16 protein-coding genes are annotated in these 17,347 nt (G+C 55.9%); 15 read left to right on the forward strand and 1 reads right to left on the reverse strand.

What is annotated here, in order from left to right; translation table 11 throughout:
* Nucleotides 1-8: 8 nt before the first annotated feature.
* The 10 genes from whiA to rsmA all read left to right on the forward strand — a co-directional run bounded on the left by whiA (nucleotide 9) and on the right by rsmA (nucleotide 11,928).
* Nucleotides 9-953, forward strand: a complete 945-nt coding sequence (gene whiA, locus HNR45_RS03075; protein WP_159822984.1) for a DNA-binding protein WhiA — start codon at nucleotides 9-11, stop codon at nucleotides 951-953.
* The gene (locus tag HNR45_RS03080; RefSeq protein WP_159822982.1) at nucleotides 950-2,068 is read left to right on the forward strand and encodes a hypothetical protein; all 1,119 of its coding nucleotides are present in this window, start codon (nucleotides 950-952) and stop codon (nucleotides 2,066-2,068) included. The genes whiA and HNR45_RS03080 overlap by 4 nt, the downstream gene beginning before the upstream one ends.
* Nucleotides 2,069-2,240: 172 nt before the next feature.
* A complete protein-coding gene (locus tag HNR45_RS03085) occupies nucleotides 2,241-3,200 on the forward strand; it encodes an aspartate carbamoyltransferase catalytic subunit (protein WP_159822980.1) in 960 nt (319 codons plus the stop codon).
* Nucleotides 3,184-4,473, forward strand: a complete 1,290-nt coding sequence (locus tag HNR45_RS03090) for a dihydroorotase (protein WP_159822978.1) — start codon at nucleotides 3,184-3,186, stop codon at nucleotides 4,471-4,473. The genes HNR45_RS03085 and HNR45_RS03090 overlap by 17 nt, the downstream gene beginning before the upstream one ends.
* Nucleotides 4,470-5,534: a glutamine-hydrolyzing carbamoyl-phosphate synthase small subunit gene (gene carA / locus HNR45_RS03095; protein WP_159822976.1), complete on the forward strand. Its 1,065-nt coding sequence runs from the start codon at nucleotides 4,470-4,472 to the stop codon at nucleotides 5,532-5,534. Before HNR45_RS03090 ends, carA begins: the two co-directional genes overlap by 4 nt.
* Nucleotides 5,531-8,749, forward strand: a complete 3,219-nt coding sequence (gene carB / locus HNR45_RS03100; RefSeq protein ID WP_159822974.1) for a carbamoyl-phosphate synthase large subunit — start codon at nucleotides 5,531-5,533, stop codon at nucleotides 8,747-8,749. Before carA ends, carB begins: the two co-directional genes overlap by 4 nt.
* On the forward strand, nucleotides 8,736-9,497 hold the full coding sequence (locus HNR45_RS03105; protein ID WP_235020624.1) for a dihydroorotate dehydrogenase electron transfer subunit: 762 nt from the start codon (nucleotides 8,736-8,738) through the stop codon (nucleotides 9,495-9,497). Before carB ends, HNR45_RS03105 begins: the two co-directional genes overlap by 14 nt.
* The gene (locus HNR45_RS03110) at nucleotides 9,494-10,420 is read left to right on the forward strand and encodes a dihydroorotate dehydrogenase (RefSeq protein WP_159822970.1); all 927 of its coding nucleotides are present in this window, start codon (nucleotides 9,494-9,496) and stop codon (nucleotides 10,418-10,420) included. The genes HNR45_RS03105 and HNR45_RS03110 overlap by 4 nt, the downstream gene beginning before the upstream one ends.
* Before the next feature lie 112 nt (nucleotides 10,421-10,532).
* Nucleotides 10,533-11,081, forward strand: coding sequence for a ribonuclease M5 (gene rnmV, locus HNR45_RS03115; RefSeq protein ID WP_159822968.1), 549 nt, complete (start codon nucleotides 10,533-10,535; stop codon nucleotides 11,079-11,081).
* Nucleotides 11,071-11,928, forward strand: coding sequence for a 16S rRNA (adenine(1518)-N(6)/adenine(1519)-N(6))-dimethyltransferase RsmA (gene rsmA, locus HNR45_RS03120; RefSeq protein ID WP_159822966.1), 858 nt, complete (start codon nucleotides 11,071-11,073; stop codon nucleotides 11,926-11,928). Before rnmV ends, rsmA begins: the two co-directional genes overlap by 11 nt.
* Here rsmA and HNR45_RS03125 read toward each other — a convergent pair.
* On the reverse strand, nucleotides 11,904-12,473 hold the full coding sequence (locus tag HNR45_RS03125; RefSeq protein ID WP_159822964.1) for an SGNH/GDSL hydrolase family protein: 570 nt from the start codon (nucleotides 12,471-12,473) through the stop codon (nucleotides 11,904-11,906). The genes rsmA and HNR45_RS03125 overlap by 25 nt on opposite strands.
* Nucleotides 12,474-12,776: 303 nt before the next feature.
* Between HNR45_RS03125 and fsa the strand changes: the two genes are divergently transcribed.
* The 5 genes from fsa (at nucleotide 12,777) to HNR45_RS03150 (ending at nucleotide 17,291) form a co-directional block, all read left to right on the forward strand.
* Nucleotides 12,777-13,430 (forward strand): fructose-6-phosphate aldolase, encoded by a 654-nt coding sequence (gene fsa / locus HNR45_RS03130; RefSeq protein WP_024048723.1) that lies wholly within the window; start codon nucleotides 12,777-12,779, stop codon nucleotides 13,428-13,430.
* Between the two features lie 12 nt (nucleotides 13,431-13,442).
* Nucleotides 13,443-14,405 carry a class II fructose-bisphosphatase gene (glpX, locus tag HNR45_RS03135; protein WP_024048722.1) on the forward strand — a complete coding sequence of 321 codons (963 nt, stop codon included), beginning with the start codon at nucleotides 13,443-13,445 and terminating at the stop codon, nucleotides 14,403-14,405.
* 142 nt (nucleotides 14,406-14,547) lie between these two features.
* A complete protein-coding gene (locus HNR45_RS03140) occupies nucleotides 14,548-15,120 on the forward strand; it encodes an HD domain-containing protein (RefSeq protein WP_159822962.1) in 573 nt (190 codons plus the stop codon).
* Between the two features lie 384 nt (nucleotides 15,121-15,504).
* Nucleotides 15,505-16,581, forward strand: coding sequence for a 3-phosphoserine/phosphohydroxythreonine transaminase (gene serC / locus HNR45_RS03145; RefSeq protein ID WP_159822960.1), 1,077 nt, complete (start codon nucleotides 15,505-15,507; stop codon nucleotides 16,579-16,581).
* 74 nt (nucleotides 16,582-16,655) lie between these two features.
* Entirely contained in the window at nucleotides 16,656-17,291 is a 636-nt protein-coding gene (locus HNR45_RS03150) for a histidine phosphatase family protein (RefSeq protein ID WP_159822958.1), read from the forward strand.
* Nucleotides 17,292-17,347 lie beyond the last annotated feature (56 nt).

A 17,347-nucleotide genomic window follows, 5' to 3' on the forward strand; every position in this document is an offset into this window, starting at 1 on the left:
AGGCGGCGATGTCCTTTGCCGAACAAGTAAAAGACGAATTGGCGCGGGTAGTGCCGACGGAAGTCGAAGCCCGTCGCTCGGAACTCACCGCCTTATTGCGCATGGGAGGATCGCTCGTCATGGGGAACGGCGGCGCGGGCATTCGGTTTGTGACGCATCATAATCCGACGGCGCGCAAAATGCTGACCTATGTCAAAGCAACGGGCGGTATCGTGCCGCAGGTGATGGTGCGCCGCGGCAACAAATTGCGCAAGAAAAATGTCTATACATTGACGATTTTACCCGGTCCGATCGGCCAACGCTTCCTGGAAGAATTGGGATTGTTGCCCGTGACCGAGATCCGTGACGATGAAATGTTTCGTGGCCGGGAAGTCCGGCGCGCTTACTTGGCCGGCGCTTTTTTGGGCGGCGGTTCGGTCAATCGTCCGCAAGGCGATTACCATTTGGAGTTCGTCACGGAGTCCATTGCCTTTGCGACGACCTTGGTGAGCATGCTTAAAACGTTTCGTCTGCAAGGGCGCATCGTCGAACGCAAAGACGATTACATCGTTTACCTCAAAACGGGGGAAAGCGTCGCGCGGCTGTTGCAAATTATGGGCGCGGATCAGGCGTTACTGGAATTTGAAAATGTCCGCGTGTTGAAAGATATGCGGAACCAGGTAAATCGCGTGGTCAATTGCGAGACGGCCAATTTGCAAAAAACGGTAGACGCCGCGGTACGACAGCTGCGTGACATCGAACTGATCCGCAGCGTGCAGCCGTTGCACACCTTGCCGCCGCGTTTGAAAGAAGCGGCGGAACTGCGTTTAGCGCATCCCGATGTACCGCTTCGGGAGCTTGCGGGCTATACCGACAAAAAAATGACAAAATCAGGATTGTATCACCGATTCCGGAAATTGTCGGATCTTGCGGACGTCTTGCGGGCCCAAGCTCAGGATAGGGGGGAATCATGAAGCAAACCTGGAAGAATTGGCTCAATATCGTCGGCGGGATGCTGGTCGCATCGCTCGCTAACGGTCACGCGGAAGCGTATCCCGAGGCGGAGCTGTCCGCCTGGCAGGCACCGTATGTGGGGGAAGAACAGACGGCGACACGCAGGGATAACAGTGAGACTTTAGTGTTTTCCGACAGTCCGGAGTATGTCATGGAGGAAGGCCTGCTTTGCCAAGGGACCATTGACGGCCATGGACGGCTGTACTTTTACCATGTCAACGGATCCCCGCGACCGATGCAATTGGTGGTGTATGCGCTTTCTGACACCACCGGAGCGGCGGTCGGCGTGACGCGGGAAGTGATCGGTACGCCGGACAGCTTTTATACTCGCCACGGTCGGGAAGTATCGCGTAAAGAACTTTTTGCGTCGGCGACGCAGCGCGTGTTGCGCCTGACGGAAGGGCGGCCCGAACTGCTGCTCCAAGAAGAACGGATTGTCGTACAGCCGGGCGAATTGATTTCGGGCATTTTGGACTTGGAAACGTCAGCTCCCGTCAATGTGCGGGTCGCTATGCTCGGTACTTCGCGCACCGCCTTGCACCGCTTGGCGTACCTGCCGCCCTTAGAACAGGATGCGTCGCATGACCGCGGCACCTTTCCCGCTACGGCGCGCGAAGTCAAGCTGGCACCGTATCGTCCGGATCGTGACGGCATGCGTGTCATTCATTTGGCCGACGGTACCCGCGATTCCTACCTCAGCGGGCGCGATGAAATCACCGGACGTGAAGTGACCCTATGCGGCAATTACGGCATGACGTATACCATTAAAATTCCTCTCATCGGATTGGGGCCGGTAGATCTTTTTTTCAATCCGCAGGGAGGCGGCTATGCCGGCGATATGGCCATCGAAGTCAACGGTCGTTGGCGGCCGATATCGCTCGCGGGTCATTACCAAAAGCGCGCCATCGGTACCGATACGGTACAGGATACGATCCATCTCGGAACGTTTCCTACCGAAACCACGGTGACTGTCACCTGGACGCCGGCGGGGGCATCTTTTTTGCCCGTACGGATATGGCTGGTACCGCACGCCATGGGCGCTTCCCAAGCTGCCCGCGAGCAGGAAGACGATTGACAAAAGAACCGGCAATGAGTACAATAGTACAGAAAACATTACCGCTTGCGAGCGGTGGTGAGAGCATCTTTTAAACTGGTCCCGTGAGGCTAGTAAGGGTGGTCGTAGCTGTGTTTGCTATGCAACCTCTTTGTCCCGGGACAAAGAGGTTTTTTTATGAGGAGGCAACAGCATGGTCGACTGGCAAGGTCGTTCGCTGATTGATTTGGCGTCACTTACGGCGGCGGAAATCGAAGCGATTTTGACGCAAGCGCTGGCAATGAAAAAATTCATTGCCAGCGGCGCCAAAAAAACGGATTTATTACGAGGCAAAGCGATTGTCAATGTGTTTTCCGAAAATTCGACACGCACGCGCAGTTCCTTTGAGCTCGCAGGGAAATACCTCGGGGCGGATGTTATTAATATCAATAAAAGCACCAGTTCAATGACCAAGGGCGAAAGCCTCCGCGATACGTTATTGACGGTGGCGGCGTTGGCGGCGGACGCGATCGTCATGCGTCATGAAGCATCGGGCGCCGCGGCCTATGCGGTGGAAATCGGTAAACGTTTCCCGCATTTTCCGGTCGTCATCAATGCCGGTGACGGTTTGCACGCGCACCCGTCGCAGGGACTTTTGGACCTCTTCACCGTGCGGGAACAGAAAGGCAGGATTAAAGGACTTAAATATGTTATCGTCGGCGACATTCTGCACTCGCGCGTCGCGCGCAGCGATTTGGCCGGCTTTACCAAACTCGGAGCCGAAGTGCATATGGTCGGTCCGCGGACATTGGTGCCGCGCGAATTCGCCGAGCTCGGCGCGATTCTGCACACGGATCTGAAAGAAGCGCTGCGAGACGCCGATGCGATTCAGATTTTGCGCTTGCAAAACGAACGCGCGGCGGCGGGTTTCATTCCGAATAATCGCGAATATGCGCGGACCTACGGGATCTCGAGCGCGCTGTTGCAAGAGGTGGCGCCGGACGCGATGATCATGCATCCGGGCCCGATTAATCGCGGCGTGGAAATTTCGCATGAATTGGCGTATGCGCAAAACGCCTTTTTACAGACGCAGGTCAAAAACGGCGTGTGCGTACGGATGGCTATTTTAAATGAAGTATTGAATGGGGGTAACGGCATTGAAGCGCTTGCTTAAGAACGGCACGATTATCAATCCCGCCGCAGGCCAAAAGACGGTCGGCGATGTGCTTTTTGAAGACGGTAAGATCCTCAGTGTCGGCGAAACCATTACGGCGACCGACGGCGTCGAAGTGATTGACGTAACCGATTGCTACGTCACGCCGGGTTTGATCGATATGCACGTTCATTTGCGCGAACCGGGGCAGGAAGCGAAAGAATCCATGACAACCGGTACGCAGGCGGCGGCGGCCGGCGGGTTCACGCGCGTCGTCACTATGGCCAATACCACGCCCGTCATTGATGACCTCGTCACCTTTAACGGCGTAAAAGAACGCGCCCGCGCGGAAGGACGCGTGAAAGTGGACATCATCGGCGCGGTTTCCAAAAATTTGGAAGGACGCGTTTTAAGCGACATGGGCGATTTGGCTCTCGCCGGCGCCGTGGCGTTTTCGGATGACGGCCACTATGTGGAAAGCGCGGACTTCATGCGCCGCGCGATGGAATATGCCGACACCTACGGCAAAATGATCATCGACCATGCGGAAGATTGGACGATGGCGGCGCAGGGTTTTATGCATGAAGGCAAAGTTTCGACGGCGCTGGGCGTTGTCGGACGACCGCGCGCGGCGGAAGATATCGCCGTTGCTCGCGACATTTTGCTTGCCGAAATGACGGGCGCGCATATTCATATCGCGCACGTGAGCTCCGCGCATGCCGTGGAACTCATTCGAGCGGCGAAACAACGCGGTGTCCGCGTTACCTGCGAAGTGACGGCGCATCATTTGGCGCTGACCGATGCCGAAATTAAAAATTACGACGCGGCGTTTAAAGTGGCGCCGCCGTTACGCGAAGAAGATGATCGTCAAGCGTTGCTGGCAGCGCTGGCGGACGGCACGATCGATGCGATTGTGACGGACCATTCGCCGCATGCCGATGAAGAAAAAGACGTACCGTTCTGCTGCGCGCCGAACGGCATGAGCGGCTTGGAAACATCGCTCGCCGCTGTCATTACGTACGCGCTTACCCCCGGTCACATCGACTGGGAGCGGCTGGTCGACGCGATGTCCGTGCAGCCGGCGCGACTTTTACAGCAAGAAGCGGGCGTGTTGCAAGCGGGCGCGCCGGCGGATATTACCGTCATCGCGCCGCAGAGCCAATGGACGGTGGAACCGGAAAAATTATATACGAAATCGCTGTTTTCTCCGTTCGCGGGCAAGACCCTGACCGGTCGCGCCGTGCAGACGTGGGTGGACGGTGAACAGGTAATGCGGGAAGGAGCTGTACGATGAAAGAAGGATATCTGTACTTGGCGGACGGCCGGAATTTTCCGGGTTACCTTGTCGGCGGACACAGTAAAGCGGCGGAAGTCGTTTTTAATACGGCGATGACAGGCTATGAGGAGTCCTACACGGATCCTTCCTATACCGACCAGATTTTAACGTTGACCTATCCTCTGATCGGTAACTACGGTGTCAATCACCACATTTGGCAGGGCGAAAGGCCGTCGATTTCGGGCGCTATCGTTTCAGAATTGACACGTTTCCCGAGCAACTGGGAAAGCGAAGATTCGCTGGGCCGATTTTTCAAGGCGAATCAGATTCCGGTGCTGATTGGCGCGGATACCCGGGCGATCACCCGCGCGATTCGTAAAGAAGGCACACCGATCGGGGTGCTTGCGACAGCCGCGGAAGAAAATTATGTGAAAGAAGCGCTTGCGCATCCTTTGCCGCAGGATCAGATCGCGCGGGTGACAACGCCGGTCGCTTATAAAATGGGCGAAGGTCGGTTGCGCGTTACCGTGATCGACTGCGGCATTAAACGGCGCATGCTGGATCATCTCGTGGCGGCGGACTGCCATTTGACGGTCGTGCCGGCGCAAACCAAAGCGGCACAGATCCTCGCGACTCAGCCGGACGGCGTTTTCATCAGCAACGGCCCGGGCAACCCCGCGGATGTGCCCGATACGATCCAAACCTTGCGTGAGCTCGTCGGTAAAGTGCCGATGTTCGGTATTTGCATGGGCCATCAGTTGCTTGCTCAGGCGTTGGGCGCGGTCACTTTTAAATTACCCTTCGGTCATCGCGGCGCGAACCACCCGGTCATCGATCTTGCCACGAAAAAAATCACGATGACGGCGCAAAACCACGGTTACGCCGTCAGTGAAGAAAATTTTCCGGCGGAGCTCGTGGTTACGCACCGCTCGTTGAATGACGGTACGATCGAAGGCTTCCGTCACCGCACACTGCCGATTCAGGGGATTCAGTACCATCCCGAAGCGGCGCCGGGACCGACGGACAACGAATACTTATTTACGGATTGGATGAAAAGCCTGAAAGGAGAACGCGCATGAGTAAAGAAATCAAGAAAGTTCTCGTGATCGGCTCCGGCCCGATCGTCATCGGTCAGGCCGCGGAATTCGACTATGCCGGTACGCAGGCTTGCCTGTCATTAAAAGAAGAGGGCTGTGAAGTCGTTCTGATCAACAGCAACCCGGCGACAATCATGACGGATACGGATATCGCCGATCGCGTGTACATCGAACCGCTGACGCTTGATTTTGTCACATCGGTCATCGCGCAGGAACGTCCGGACGGGATCCTGGCGACACTGGGCGGCCAAACCGGTTTGAATCTCGCGATGGAACTTTTCGACAAAGGCATCTTGGAAAAATACGATGTGGAACTTTTGGGCACGCGCATGGACGCGATCCGGCAGGCGGAAGACCGCGAATTATTTAAGGAAGCGATGCAGCAAATCGGTCAGCCGGTGCCGGAAAGCCGCACTTGCAACACGTTAAACGAAGCGTTGACTTTTGCGGAAACGATCGGCTACCCGCTGATTATTCGTCCGGCGTTTACGTTGGGCGGTACCGGCGGCGGCGTCGTACACAACGAAACGGAAATGCGCGAAATCGGTCAGCGCGGTTTGGTGCTGAGCCCGATTCACCAAATTTTGGTGGAACGCTCGGTCGCCGGCTGGAAAGAATTGGAATATGAAGTCATGCGCGACAGCGATGACAACTGCATCATTATTTGTAATATGGAAAATATCGATCCTGTCGGGGTTCACACCGGCGACAGCATCGTCATTGCGCCGAGCCAGACTCTGACCGATAAGCAGCATCATATGTTGCGCACGGCGTCGCTGGATATTATTCGCTATTTGGAAATTGAAGGCGGCTGCAACGTGCAGTACGCGCTCGATCCGCATTCGAATCAGTACTATGTCATCGAAGTCAATCCGCGCATGAGCCGCTCGTCCGCGCTTGCGTCCAAAGCGACCGGTTACCCGATTGCGAAAGTGGCGGCGAAGGTGGCGCTCGGCAAATCGCTCGGCGAAATCGAAAACGCCGTTACCGGCAAAACGAAAGCGGCGTTTGAACCGACACTTGACTACATCGTCATTAAAATTCCGCGTTGGCCGTTTGAAAAATTCAATCTGGCGGATCGCGAACTCGGTACGCAGATGAAAGCGACCGGCGAAGTCATGGCATTGGCGACGAATGTCCCCGCCGGCTTGCAGAAAGCGGTGAGATCGCTCGAAACCGGCACAGATTCGCTCTATTTGCCGAAGTTGGAACACTTATCCCACTACGATATCAAAATGCTTTTACGGCGCGTGGACGATGAACGGCTTTTCGTCATTGCCGAAGCGTTGCGGCGCGGGTTTGATGTGCAGGAAATTCATCACACGACCAAGATTGACCCGTTCTTTATCACGCAGATCCAGCGCATCGTCAACTGCGAACGCAAGCTGATGAACGAAGGTTTGCTGCAGGAACATGTGGAATTGGCGAAGTACCTCGGCTTTTCGGATCACCGCATCGCGCAACTGACGCATGTGGAAGAAAGCGAAGTAGCCGCATTGCGCAAACAGAAACATATTACCGCCTCGTATCGCATGGTCGATACCTGCGCGGCGGAATTCGATGCCGCATCGCCGTACTACTACTCGGCGTACGGTGTGGCTGATGAAGTCACTCCGCAGGAAAACAGCGTCATGGTCCTCGGTTCGGGGCCTATCCGCATCGGCCAGGGCGTGGAATTCGACTACTGCTCCGTGCAGGCGATTCGCGCGTTGAAACGTTACGGTTATCATTCCATCATGGTCAATAATAACCCGGAAACGGTTTCCACCGACTTTGATATGTCCGACGCGCTGTATTTTGAACCGCTGGTGCCGGAAGACGTTTGCCAGATTATTGAAAAAGAACAGCCGCAAGGCGTTATTACTCAGTTCGGCGGGCAGACCGCGATTAATTTGGCGGGGCAACTCGCGGCGCACAACGCGCCTTTGTTGGGGACCGATGTCGACGGCGTGGATCTGGCGGAAGACCGCAAACGCTTCGACGCATTGCTTGAATCGCTCCACATCGAACGTCCGCGCGGGTGCATGGTGACATCGCTTGCGGAAGCGCATGAAGCTACCAAAAAGTTGAAATATCCGTTGATCGTACGGCCGAGCTATGTGCTCGGCGGACGCGCGATGCAGATCGTTTACCAACCGCGCGAACTCGATACCTACCTGCGGGAAGCCGTAGTCGCATCGTCCGAGCATCCGGTTTTGATTGATGAATACCTCGTCGGCCGCGAACTCGAAGTCGATGCGCTGTGCGACGGTGAAAACGTCTTTATCCCGGGCATCATGGAACAGATCGAACGCGCGGGCGTTCACTCGGGCGACAGTATCGCCGTATTCCCGCCGCAACATATTGATCAGGCCAAAATCGATGAAGTGGTCGAACACACGGAACGCATTGCGCGCGCGTTGGAGATTCGCGGCATTGTCAATATCCAATACATCATCGCCGGCGGTCAACTGTACGTGATCGAAGTCAATCCGCGTTCGAGTCGCACGGTGCCTTTCATGAGTAAAGTGACGGGTTACAACCTGATCGCGCTTGCGACCGGTATTTGTGTCGGCAAGACCTTGCCTGAACTCGGCATCACGCCGGGGCTGGCGCCGACGCCTGATTATGTAGCGGCCAAAGCGCCGGTATTCTCGTTCGCTAAACTCGGTCTGGTAGAAATCGCGCTCGGACCGGAAATGAAATCGACCGGTGAAGTCATGGGAATCGGCAAAACGTATTCCGACTCGTTGTATCGCGCGATCGTCGGCGCGTACATGGGCATTCCCGACGGCGGCAATGTGCTGATTACGGTTAGCGACCGCGATAAAGAGGAAACCGCGCAACTCGCTGCGGAGTTTGTCGAACACGGGTACCACATCATGGCGACGCACGGCACGGGCAGCTACTTGGAAGAAAAAGGCATTCCCGTACAAATCGTCAATAAAATGCATGAAGGCGGCGACGTCACTTGCGCGACATTATTGCGCGACGGTTCCGTCGACATGGTGGTCAATACAATCACGTACGGCAAACGTCCGGAACGCGAAGGTTTCCGTCTGCGTCGCATGGCCGTCGAACTCGGTATTCCCTGCGTGACCTCGCTCGACACGATGCGCGAAGTAGTGCGCGTGTTGCGCGAACGGAAAAACAATGATTTGCCGAGCGTCAAAGCCATTCAGGACTACCAAAAGGAGCGGCGTCATGAACGCGCTTGAAGTCGGACCGATTCGGACGAATGAACGCGTTTCTGCCGATATGTATCGGCTGGTGGCGGAGCTGCCGCGTTTGGCGCAAACGACACGGCCGGGTCAGTTTTTACACGTGCGCACGGCACGCGGCTGGGATCCGTTGCTGCGGCGTCCATTTTCGCCGTCGCGCGTCGATCGCGAAAACGGATTGGTAGAAATGGTCTATCGCGTTGTCGGCCGCGGCACGGAACTGATGACGCAGATGCGCGCGGACGACGAAATCGATGTGCTCGGTCCGCGCGGCACGACATTTACGCTGGACGGAAAAATGTTAATGGTCGGCGGCGGAGTGGGGATCGCCCCGATCCTTTTCGCCGCGCAACAGGCGGCGGCGGGAACCGCTACCGTCATCATCGGCGGTCGCAGTCGGGAAGAACTGTTTTGGCGGGACTATTTTCCCGACACGATCAACGATTTGTTGTTGACTACGGACGACGGTTCGGTCGGTCATCACGGCTATGCGGTGGATCTTGTGCCGGCGCTGCTCGCATCCGGCGAGTTTGATCGGGTGCTTTGCTGCGGGCCGACTATTTTGATGAGTAAAGTCGCCGCCGCGGCCTATGCGGCCGGTGTGCCCTGCGAAGTTTCGTTCGAACGGCGGATGGGTTGCGGCACCGGCGGTTGCTACGCCTGCGTGTGCGATCGTAAGGATGGAACGCATGCGAAAGTATGTCAGGAAGGTCCTGTTTTTGACAGCCGGGAGGTGATCCTGTGAGCGCGAATATAGCCGTCAATTTTTGCGGGGTCACGATGGCGACGCCGATTATCGCCGCCTCGGGCACGTTCGGATTCGGACTCGAATACGCACCCTATCTTGACTTGGATCAGGTCGGCGCCGTATCGGTCAAGGGACTGACACGGGAACCGCGACGCGGCAATGCGGGTGTGCGGATTGCCGAAACGCCGGCCGGAATTTTAAACTGCATCGGTTTGGAAAATCCCGGCGTAGAAGCGTTTTGCACGGATATTTTGCCGCAGATTCACGCCGCGTCGTCCATTCGCGTGATGGCGAATATTTCCGGCAATACGGTGGCGGATTACGCGTACATGGCGGAACGTCTGAACGATGAGCCGGTCGATTTTCTGGAAGTAAATATTTCCTGCCCGAATGTGAAAAAAGGCGGGATGAGTTTCGGTGTCGATCCGCACGCGGCGGCGGAAGTGACGCGCGCGGTGAAAGATCACACGCGGCTTCCCGTCGTCGTGAAATTGAGTCCGAACGTGACGGATATCCGCGTCATCGCGAGCGCCGTGGAAGAAGCGGGCGCGGATGCGGTATCACTTGTCAATACCTTTATGGGACTGGCGATTGATGCGAAAACGCGGCGGCCGCTGCTGGGCAACGTCACCGGCGGACTTTCCGGCCCGTGCGTTAAGCCGATGGCCTTGCGTTTGGTCTGGGAAGTCGCGCAAACGGTCCATATTCCGATTTGCGGTTTGGGCGGTATCATGACAGGGTTGGACGCCATCGAATTCATGATGGTCGGCGCCGACTGCGTCTCCGTCGGCACGGCGACAATGCGCGATCCGGCCGCCTGCGTAAAAATCGCGGGCGAAATGGCCGCCTGGTGCGATGCGGAAGGTGTCAAAGATATTTCGGAAATCGTCGGCACGTTGCGTATTCCGGGTGAAAACTGAAAAATCCCGTCATTCGACGGGATTTTTTCGTGGAAAGGAAACAGTGCGGTAAAAAGTCGCAATACGTGTCGTACACGTTTAATTTTTCCGCGCGCTATGCTACACTTTTATTATGAAAATCAAAGAAGTCATTATTGTTGAAGGAAAATCGGATATTGTCCGCGTGCGTCAGGCGGTAGATGCGGAAATCATTCCGACATACGGATTTGGCCTGAGCCCGGAAACGCTTTCGGATATTGAAGCGGCGTACCGGCGGTGCGGAATTATTATTCTCACCGATCCGGACGGCGCGGGGGAGCGTATTCGTCGCTATTTGACGCAGCGCTTTCCGGAGGCCAAGCATGCGTTCGTGCCGAAAGAGGACGCGATTGCCAACGATGATTTGGGCATCGAACAGGCGAGCCCTGAGGCCATTCGCAGCGCTCTCAGCAAAGTGCGCAGCATCGCGCCGACGAACGAGGCGCATTTTACGGTGGCGGATTTGTGGCAGGCGGGCGCGGCGGGTACGCATGATGCGGCCGCACTTCGGGCGCGTCTCGGCGCGCGGCTCGGCATCGGTTACGCGAATGCCAAACGTTTTTTGGTGCGTCTGAATCATTACGGCGTCACCCGTGAAGAATGGGCGCAAGCTCTTCGGGAGGAGCAGACCGATGGAATATGAACTCGCACGCAAAGGAACGATTCGTCGCCTGACCGAGCATTTCGGTTTACGCATGCAAAAAAAATGGGGACAGAATTTTCTGATTCGTCCCGAGGTTGTTGAAGACATTGTCGACGCGGCGGAACTCGGACCCGATGACCGTGTTTTGGAGATCGGTCCCGGCATTGGCACGCTGACGCAGGGATTGGCGCGCACGGGAGCGCAGGTCACGGCGGTGGAATTGGATCCGAAACTGCCGGAAATTTTGGCGGAAACGCTCGCGGCGTATCCGAATGTGCGAATTGTCCCGGGAGATATTTTGAAAACGGACGTGCGCGCGCTGATGGGGGATACACCTTTTACCGTCGCGGCCAACTTGCCGTACTATATTACGACGCCGATTCTGATGTACCTTTTGGAGCAGAAGTTGCCGCTGGTGCGTCTGGTGCTGATGATGCAGCGCGAAGTGGCGGAACGTTTGGCGGCAAGCCCCGGTACGAAAGCGTACGGCGCGATCACGCTCGCGGTGCAGTACTACACGGAAGCGCACGTGCTTTTCGATGTCGAACCGGAATCGTTTTGGCCCGCGCCGAATGTCGTCTCAAGCGTCGTGGAATTTATTCCGCGTAAGCAACCGCCGGTGGACGTGCGGGATGAAAAACTGCTTTTCCGTCTGGTGAAAATCGCCTTCGCGCAACGCCGCAAAACGTTTCGTAATAATATAAAAGCCGCCGGCTATGAGTCAGCGACGGCGGATGCGTTGTTGGCGCGGACGGAGATCGACGGCGGTCGACGCGGCGAAACATTCAGTTTGGAGGAATTCGCGCGCCTGGCCAACGTGCTTTACGAGTTGGAAGAGGCAAAATAAGTTTGCGCGTGCTTCGCCATTTTGGCGTAGCCGTAGATATTCGGATGGACTCCGTCATCGTATTCGTTGGAGGCGAGAAGACGGCGAAAATCGAGCGTCGCCTGCGGAAATGCGCGCACGAGCGCGTCACCGTATTCTTGGAACGCGGCGACCGCGTAAGGAAAGGCGGGCGCGCTTTGCCAGCCGGTGTAGATCGCCTCTTTTGTAATCTCCGGCGGAATGCCGATGACGATGGGCAATGCGGCATGAGCGGATGCGAAGGCGGTAATTTTTCGGACGAGCGGTCGGATATCCACCGGCTGCTCGTTTTCTGCGTCTTGCATGATATCGTTGCTGCCCGCCATTAAAAACAACAGATCGTACGCGACGGGTTCGCGCAACGTTCGTTCGGTGCGTTGCAGCACCTGATCCAGTCCCGCGCCGCACATGCCCAAATTGGTAACCTGCAGGTCCGGTAATGCCGCGGCCAATTTGCTCAGCCAGCGGGAAGGCATCGGCACGTCAAATCCGTAAGTTAAGCTGTCGCCTGCTGCGAGTAAATGCATGGTTTCACCTCGCGTTCATTGTAGCGGGCGTACAACTCGGTTTCAAGTCGGCGGCGCGCTTCGTTTCGTGCTACAATGAGGATAACAAACCAACCGTACGGTCAAGGAGGCGATTTCTATGCGGTTGATCTTATTTCTGATCGGCATGGCATTCTTGATGCCGGTAGTTTTCATTACGGTTTTGACGGCTTTCTTTTGGAAATATCTGTCGGGCCGAAAAAATGCTCGCAGGAGAACTGTGACAAAGCGTAATGATGTCGTTTGTGCTACAATAAATATCGATTGTGATGAAGGGTGAACGGAATGAAATTTTTTATTGATACGGCGATTGTGGATGAAATTCGCGCGGCGCACCGTCTGGGAGTGGTGGCCGGCGTAACGACGAATCCGTCGCTGATGGCAAAAGCGGGTCAGGACCCCAAAAAAGTTATTCAGGAAATAGCTTCTTTTGTGGACGGTCCGATCAGCGCGGAAGTATTGGCGGAAGATGCGGACGGTATGGTGCGCGAAGGTCGCGAATGGGCGAAAGTGGCGCCGCAAGTAACGGTCAAGGTACCGCTTACAGCGGAAGGTTTGGCGGCTACGCGTGTACTGGCTGATGAAGGCATCAAAGTCAATGTCACGTTGATTTTTAACGCGAGCCAGGCGCTTTTAGCGGCGCGTGCGGGCGCTGCGTTTGTCAGTCCCTTCATCGGACGGCTGGATGACATCGGCGCGAACGGGTCTGAGCTCGTGCGCACGATTGCGACTATTTTCAAAGAACATCATATTGCAACGGAAATTATCGCAGCGAGCATCCGACGTCCGCTCGATATTACCGAAGCCGCTCTGGCGGGAGCGCACATTGCGACGGTCCCGTATAAAGTGCTTTTGGCGGCGCTTGAACACCCGTTGACGAAAGCGGGGATCGAGCGTTTTGCGGAAGACTGGCGGCAAGTGACACAAAAGACAAAGTAGGAGGCGCAAGTAATGGACAGGATTTTGACACTGGAATTTGTACGAGTCACCGAAGCGGCGGCGATCAAATGCGGACGCCTGGTCGGTCGCGGCGATAAGATCGGCGCCGATCAGCTCGCTGTTGATGGTATGCGCAGCGAATTTGAAAAAGTGCACATCGACGGTGAAGTCGTCATCGGCGAAGGAGAAATGGACGAAGCACCGATGCTTTACATCGGTGAAAAGGTAGGTCTCGGCGGTGACTCGGTGGATATCGCGGTCGATCCGCTCGAAGGTACCAACCTGGTCGCCAAAGGACAAAACGGCGCCATTGCGGTACTTGCGATTGCCCCGCGCGGTTGCCTTTTGCACGCTCCGGATATGTACATGGAAAAAATCGCGGTCGGACCGCGTGCGGCCGGACGCATTGATATCAACGCGCCGGTCAAAGAAAATCTGCGCCGGGTTGCGGAAGCGATGGAACGCTCGGTCGATGACTTGAGCGTCGTCATCTTGGATCGGGAACGACATGCCGATATTATTCGTGATTGCCGTGAAGCGGGCGCGCGAATCCGTTTGATCACGGACGGCGATGTCACGCCGGCGATCGAAGTCGGCATTGAAGGTTCGGGTGTGCATATGCTCATCGGTACCGGCGGCGCGCCGGAAGGCGTTTTGGCCGCGGCCGCTTTGAAATGCCTCGGCGGCGACATGCAGGGACGTTTGGTGCCGCACAGCGATGAAGAAGTACGTCGCGCCAAAGAAATGGGCGTAGCGGATATTCATCAGGTGTTTACCATTGACGATCTTGTGAAAGGCGACGACTGCATCTTCTCCGCCACTGCGATTACCCCGGGCAATACATTGCGCGGTATTCAGTATTTCGGCGGCGGCGCGCGTACACAGACCGTCGTGATGCGCTACAAGACGGGCACCGTTCGTTTTGTCGACACCATTCACAAATTCGGTAACCGCGGCATGAGCATTAAACTGTAAAAAGCAGTCGGTAAATCATAAACAATATCCGGTTTTACCGGAGCATAAAAAGGAGCGGCGGCGACCGCTCCTTTTTCGTGTCTGTTTTGTGTTTGCCGGAAATGCGTGGTATAGTGATGAAAAACGGAAGGGGAGTGTTGCAATGAAACCGACACGGGAACAGGCGAAACAACTTTTACTGGAATACACGGACTCCCAGGCACTTATTCGCCACGCGCTGCAAGTGGAAGCGGCGATGTTGCATTTTGCCGATTATTTCGGTGCGGAGGATCGGGAAAAATGGGGCGTGATCGGTCTTTGCCATGATTTGGATTATGATCGCTATCCGGATCAGCATTGCGCGGTGACGAAGCAGATTCTGGAAAAAGAAGGTTGGGACGAAACCTACATTCGCGCTATTATGTCGCACGGTTACGGCATGGTGACGGATGTCAAACCGGAAACGACGCTGGAAAAAACGCTCTATGCGGTGGACGAACTTACGGGCATTATCAATGCCGCCTGTCTGTTGCGGCCGAGCAAATCGGTATTGGATCTGACGGTGAAATCGCTCACGAAAAAATTTAAGGATAAACATTTCGCCGCCGGTTGCAATCGTGATGTGATCACACAGGGTTGTGAAATGCTCGGTATGGAGCGCCAGGAATTTTTTGCGGAAACAATCAAAGGTTTACAGAAACGCGCGGAAATCGTCGGCCTGAAAGGAAACATATAATTTGAAAAAAGCGGTGCATACCGCTTTTTTGTGCGTAGGCAATGGCGCGTGTTGACATTCACGAGGCTTTGTGATACGCTTTGGCTAATTAAAAAAGCAATGCCACGAAGGAGAATATCCGTAACCGAAGGCACAGAGAGCAGGCGGTGGTGCAAGCCTGTCCGTACGTTACGAGGTTCCGCTCCGGAGCAACAGGTGAAGAGCCTGGCGGGCACGCCCGATACAGCGTAACAAAGTTGGCCGTAGGCAATTTGGGTGGCACCGCGAGATCTCTCGTCCCAGTGAGGATGGGAGCTTTTTTATTACCGAAAATATTGGTCACATGCCGCTCGTTATTCACGACATGGTGCGCGCTATGAAGAGTGCGAGCGGGGGAGGATTTATATGACGGAACGCGTATTTAATTTTCATGCCGGAACGGGCGCGCTGCCGGCAGAAGTGCTTCAACAGGCCGCCGCGGAAATGATGAACTACCGTGACACCGGCATGGGTGTCATGGAGCTTTCGCACCGCAGCGATGCCTATCAGCGTTTGCATCAGGACGCGCGGGAACGCTTGCGTAAACTGCTCGCGATACCCGCGACGCATGATGTTCTTTTTCTGCAAGGCGGCGCCAGTCATCAATTCGTGATGATTCCGGCGAATTTCGCCAAAGGCGGTCGGCTCGGCTATGCCGATACCGGCATCTGGGCCAACAATGCGATGCAGCAGGCGAGTTTGTACGGCGCGACTTACAAAGTGACGGCTGTGAGCGCGGGCGGGTACCGCACGATTCCCATGGATTTCCATGTGAAAGAAGACACGTCCTACGTGCATATTACGTCGAATAATACGATTTACGGCACGGCGTACCGGGTCTTTCCACAACTCGGCGTGCCGTTGGTCGCCGATATGAGTTCGGATTTGCTGTCGCGACCGCTTGATGTCGGACAGTTCGGCTTGATTTATGCGGGCGCGCAAAAAAATATCGGCATCGCCGGCGTGACGATCGTCATTATTGATCGCGACTGGATGGCCAAAGGCAATGAACGCTTGCCGAAAATTTTACAATACCGCACGCATGCGGAGGCGGACTCGATTTTCAATACGCCGCCGACGTACGCGATATATGTTTTGGGACTCGCGTTGCAATGGGTCGAAGCGCAGGGTGGTGTGGCGGAAATGGACCGCCGCGCGCAGGCGAAGTCCGGGCGGATTTATGAAGTACTCGATCGCTATCCCGAAGTCTATCGACCGCACGCCGAACACACATACCGATCGCGGATGAACGCGGTGTTTACATTGTGTGACGAAGCCAAGACAGAAGGTTTTGTGCGGGCAGCGGCCGCAGCCGGCTTTGTCGGCATCCAAGGGCATCGTCGCGTCGGCGGGTTGCGCATCTCGCTCTACAATGCCGTACCCCGGGAAGGGGTCGAAAAACTGGCCGACTGGATGGACGATTATGCGCAACGCCATCGGTAACGAAACGTATATTTCATGCGCAACGGCGCGGCCGATGAGCGCCGGAACGGCAAAAAGAGACGGGAGGGATGCCGATGTTACGACTGCTGTTGGCGCGGCATGGCGAGACGAAATGGAATCTTGAAGGACGCTACCAGGGACAGGTTGATACCGAACTTTCCGATCTCGGGCACACGCAGGGCCAAAAGCTTGGCGAGAGTTTACGCGCGGTGCCGATCGACGCGGTATTGGCGAGTCCGTTGCGCCGCGCGCGGGAGACGGCGGAGTATTGCGCCAAGTGGCATGGACTTCCCGTCGTTGCCGACGCGGATCTGACGGAGATCGCTCACGGCGCCTGGGAAGGGAAATTGGTGGCGGAAGTAGCGCACGCCGACGGTGATCGTCTCACCGCCTGGCGCATAAAGCCGCAGACGGTGACGATGCCGCAAGGCGAATCGCTGCATGATGTCGCACGGCGTGTCGAGCGCGCGTTGGTGCGCTACCGTACGCAGTATGACGGTAAAACGCTGCTGGTGGTGGCGCATGACGCGGTGAACAAGGTGGCGCTTTGCCGGATTCTCGGGCTCGATCTCAGCCATTTTTGGCAGATTCAACAGGATAACGGTTGCGTCAATGTGCTGACTTACGACGGCGGCTGGCGAGTGCTCGCGGTCAATGTCAATACGCACCTCGGTTATTTGTACAGTCAAACGGAGCAAAAAAGCCTTTAATACTGTCTTTACAAAGACGTGAGATAAAGTTGTTTAGAAATAAAAAGGAGCGATAT

This window comes from Negativicoccus succinicivorans (assembly GCF_014207605.1).
GTDB classification, from domain to species: Bacteria; Bacillota; Negativicutes; order Veillonellales; family Negativicoccaceae; genus Negativicoccus; species Negativicoccus succinicivorans.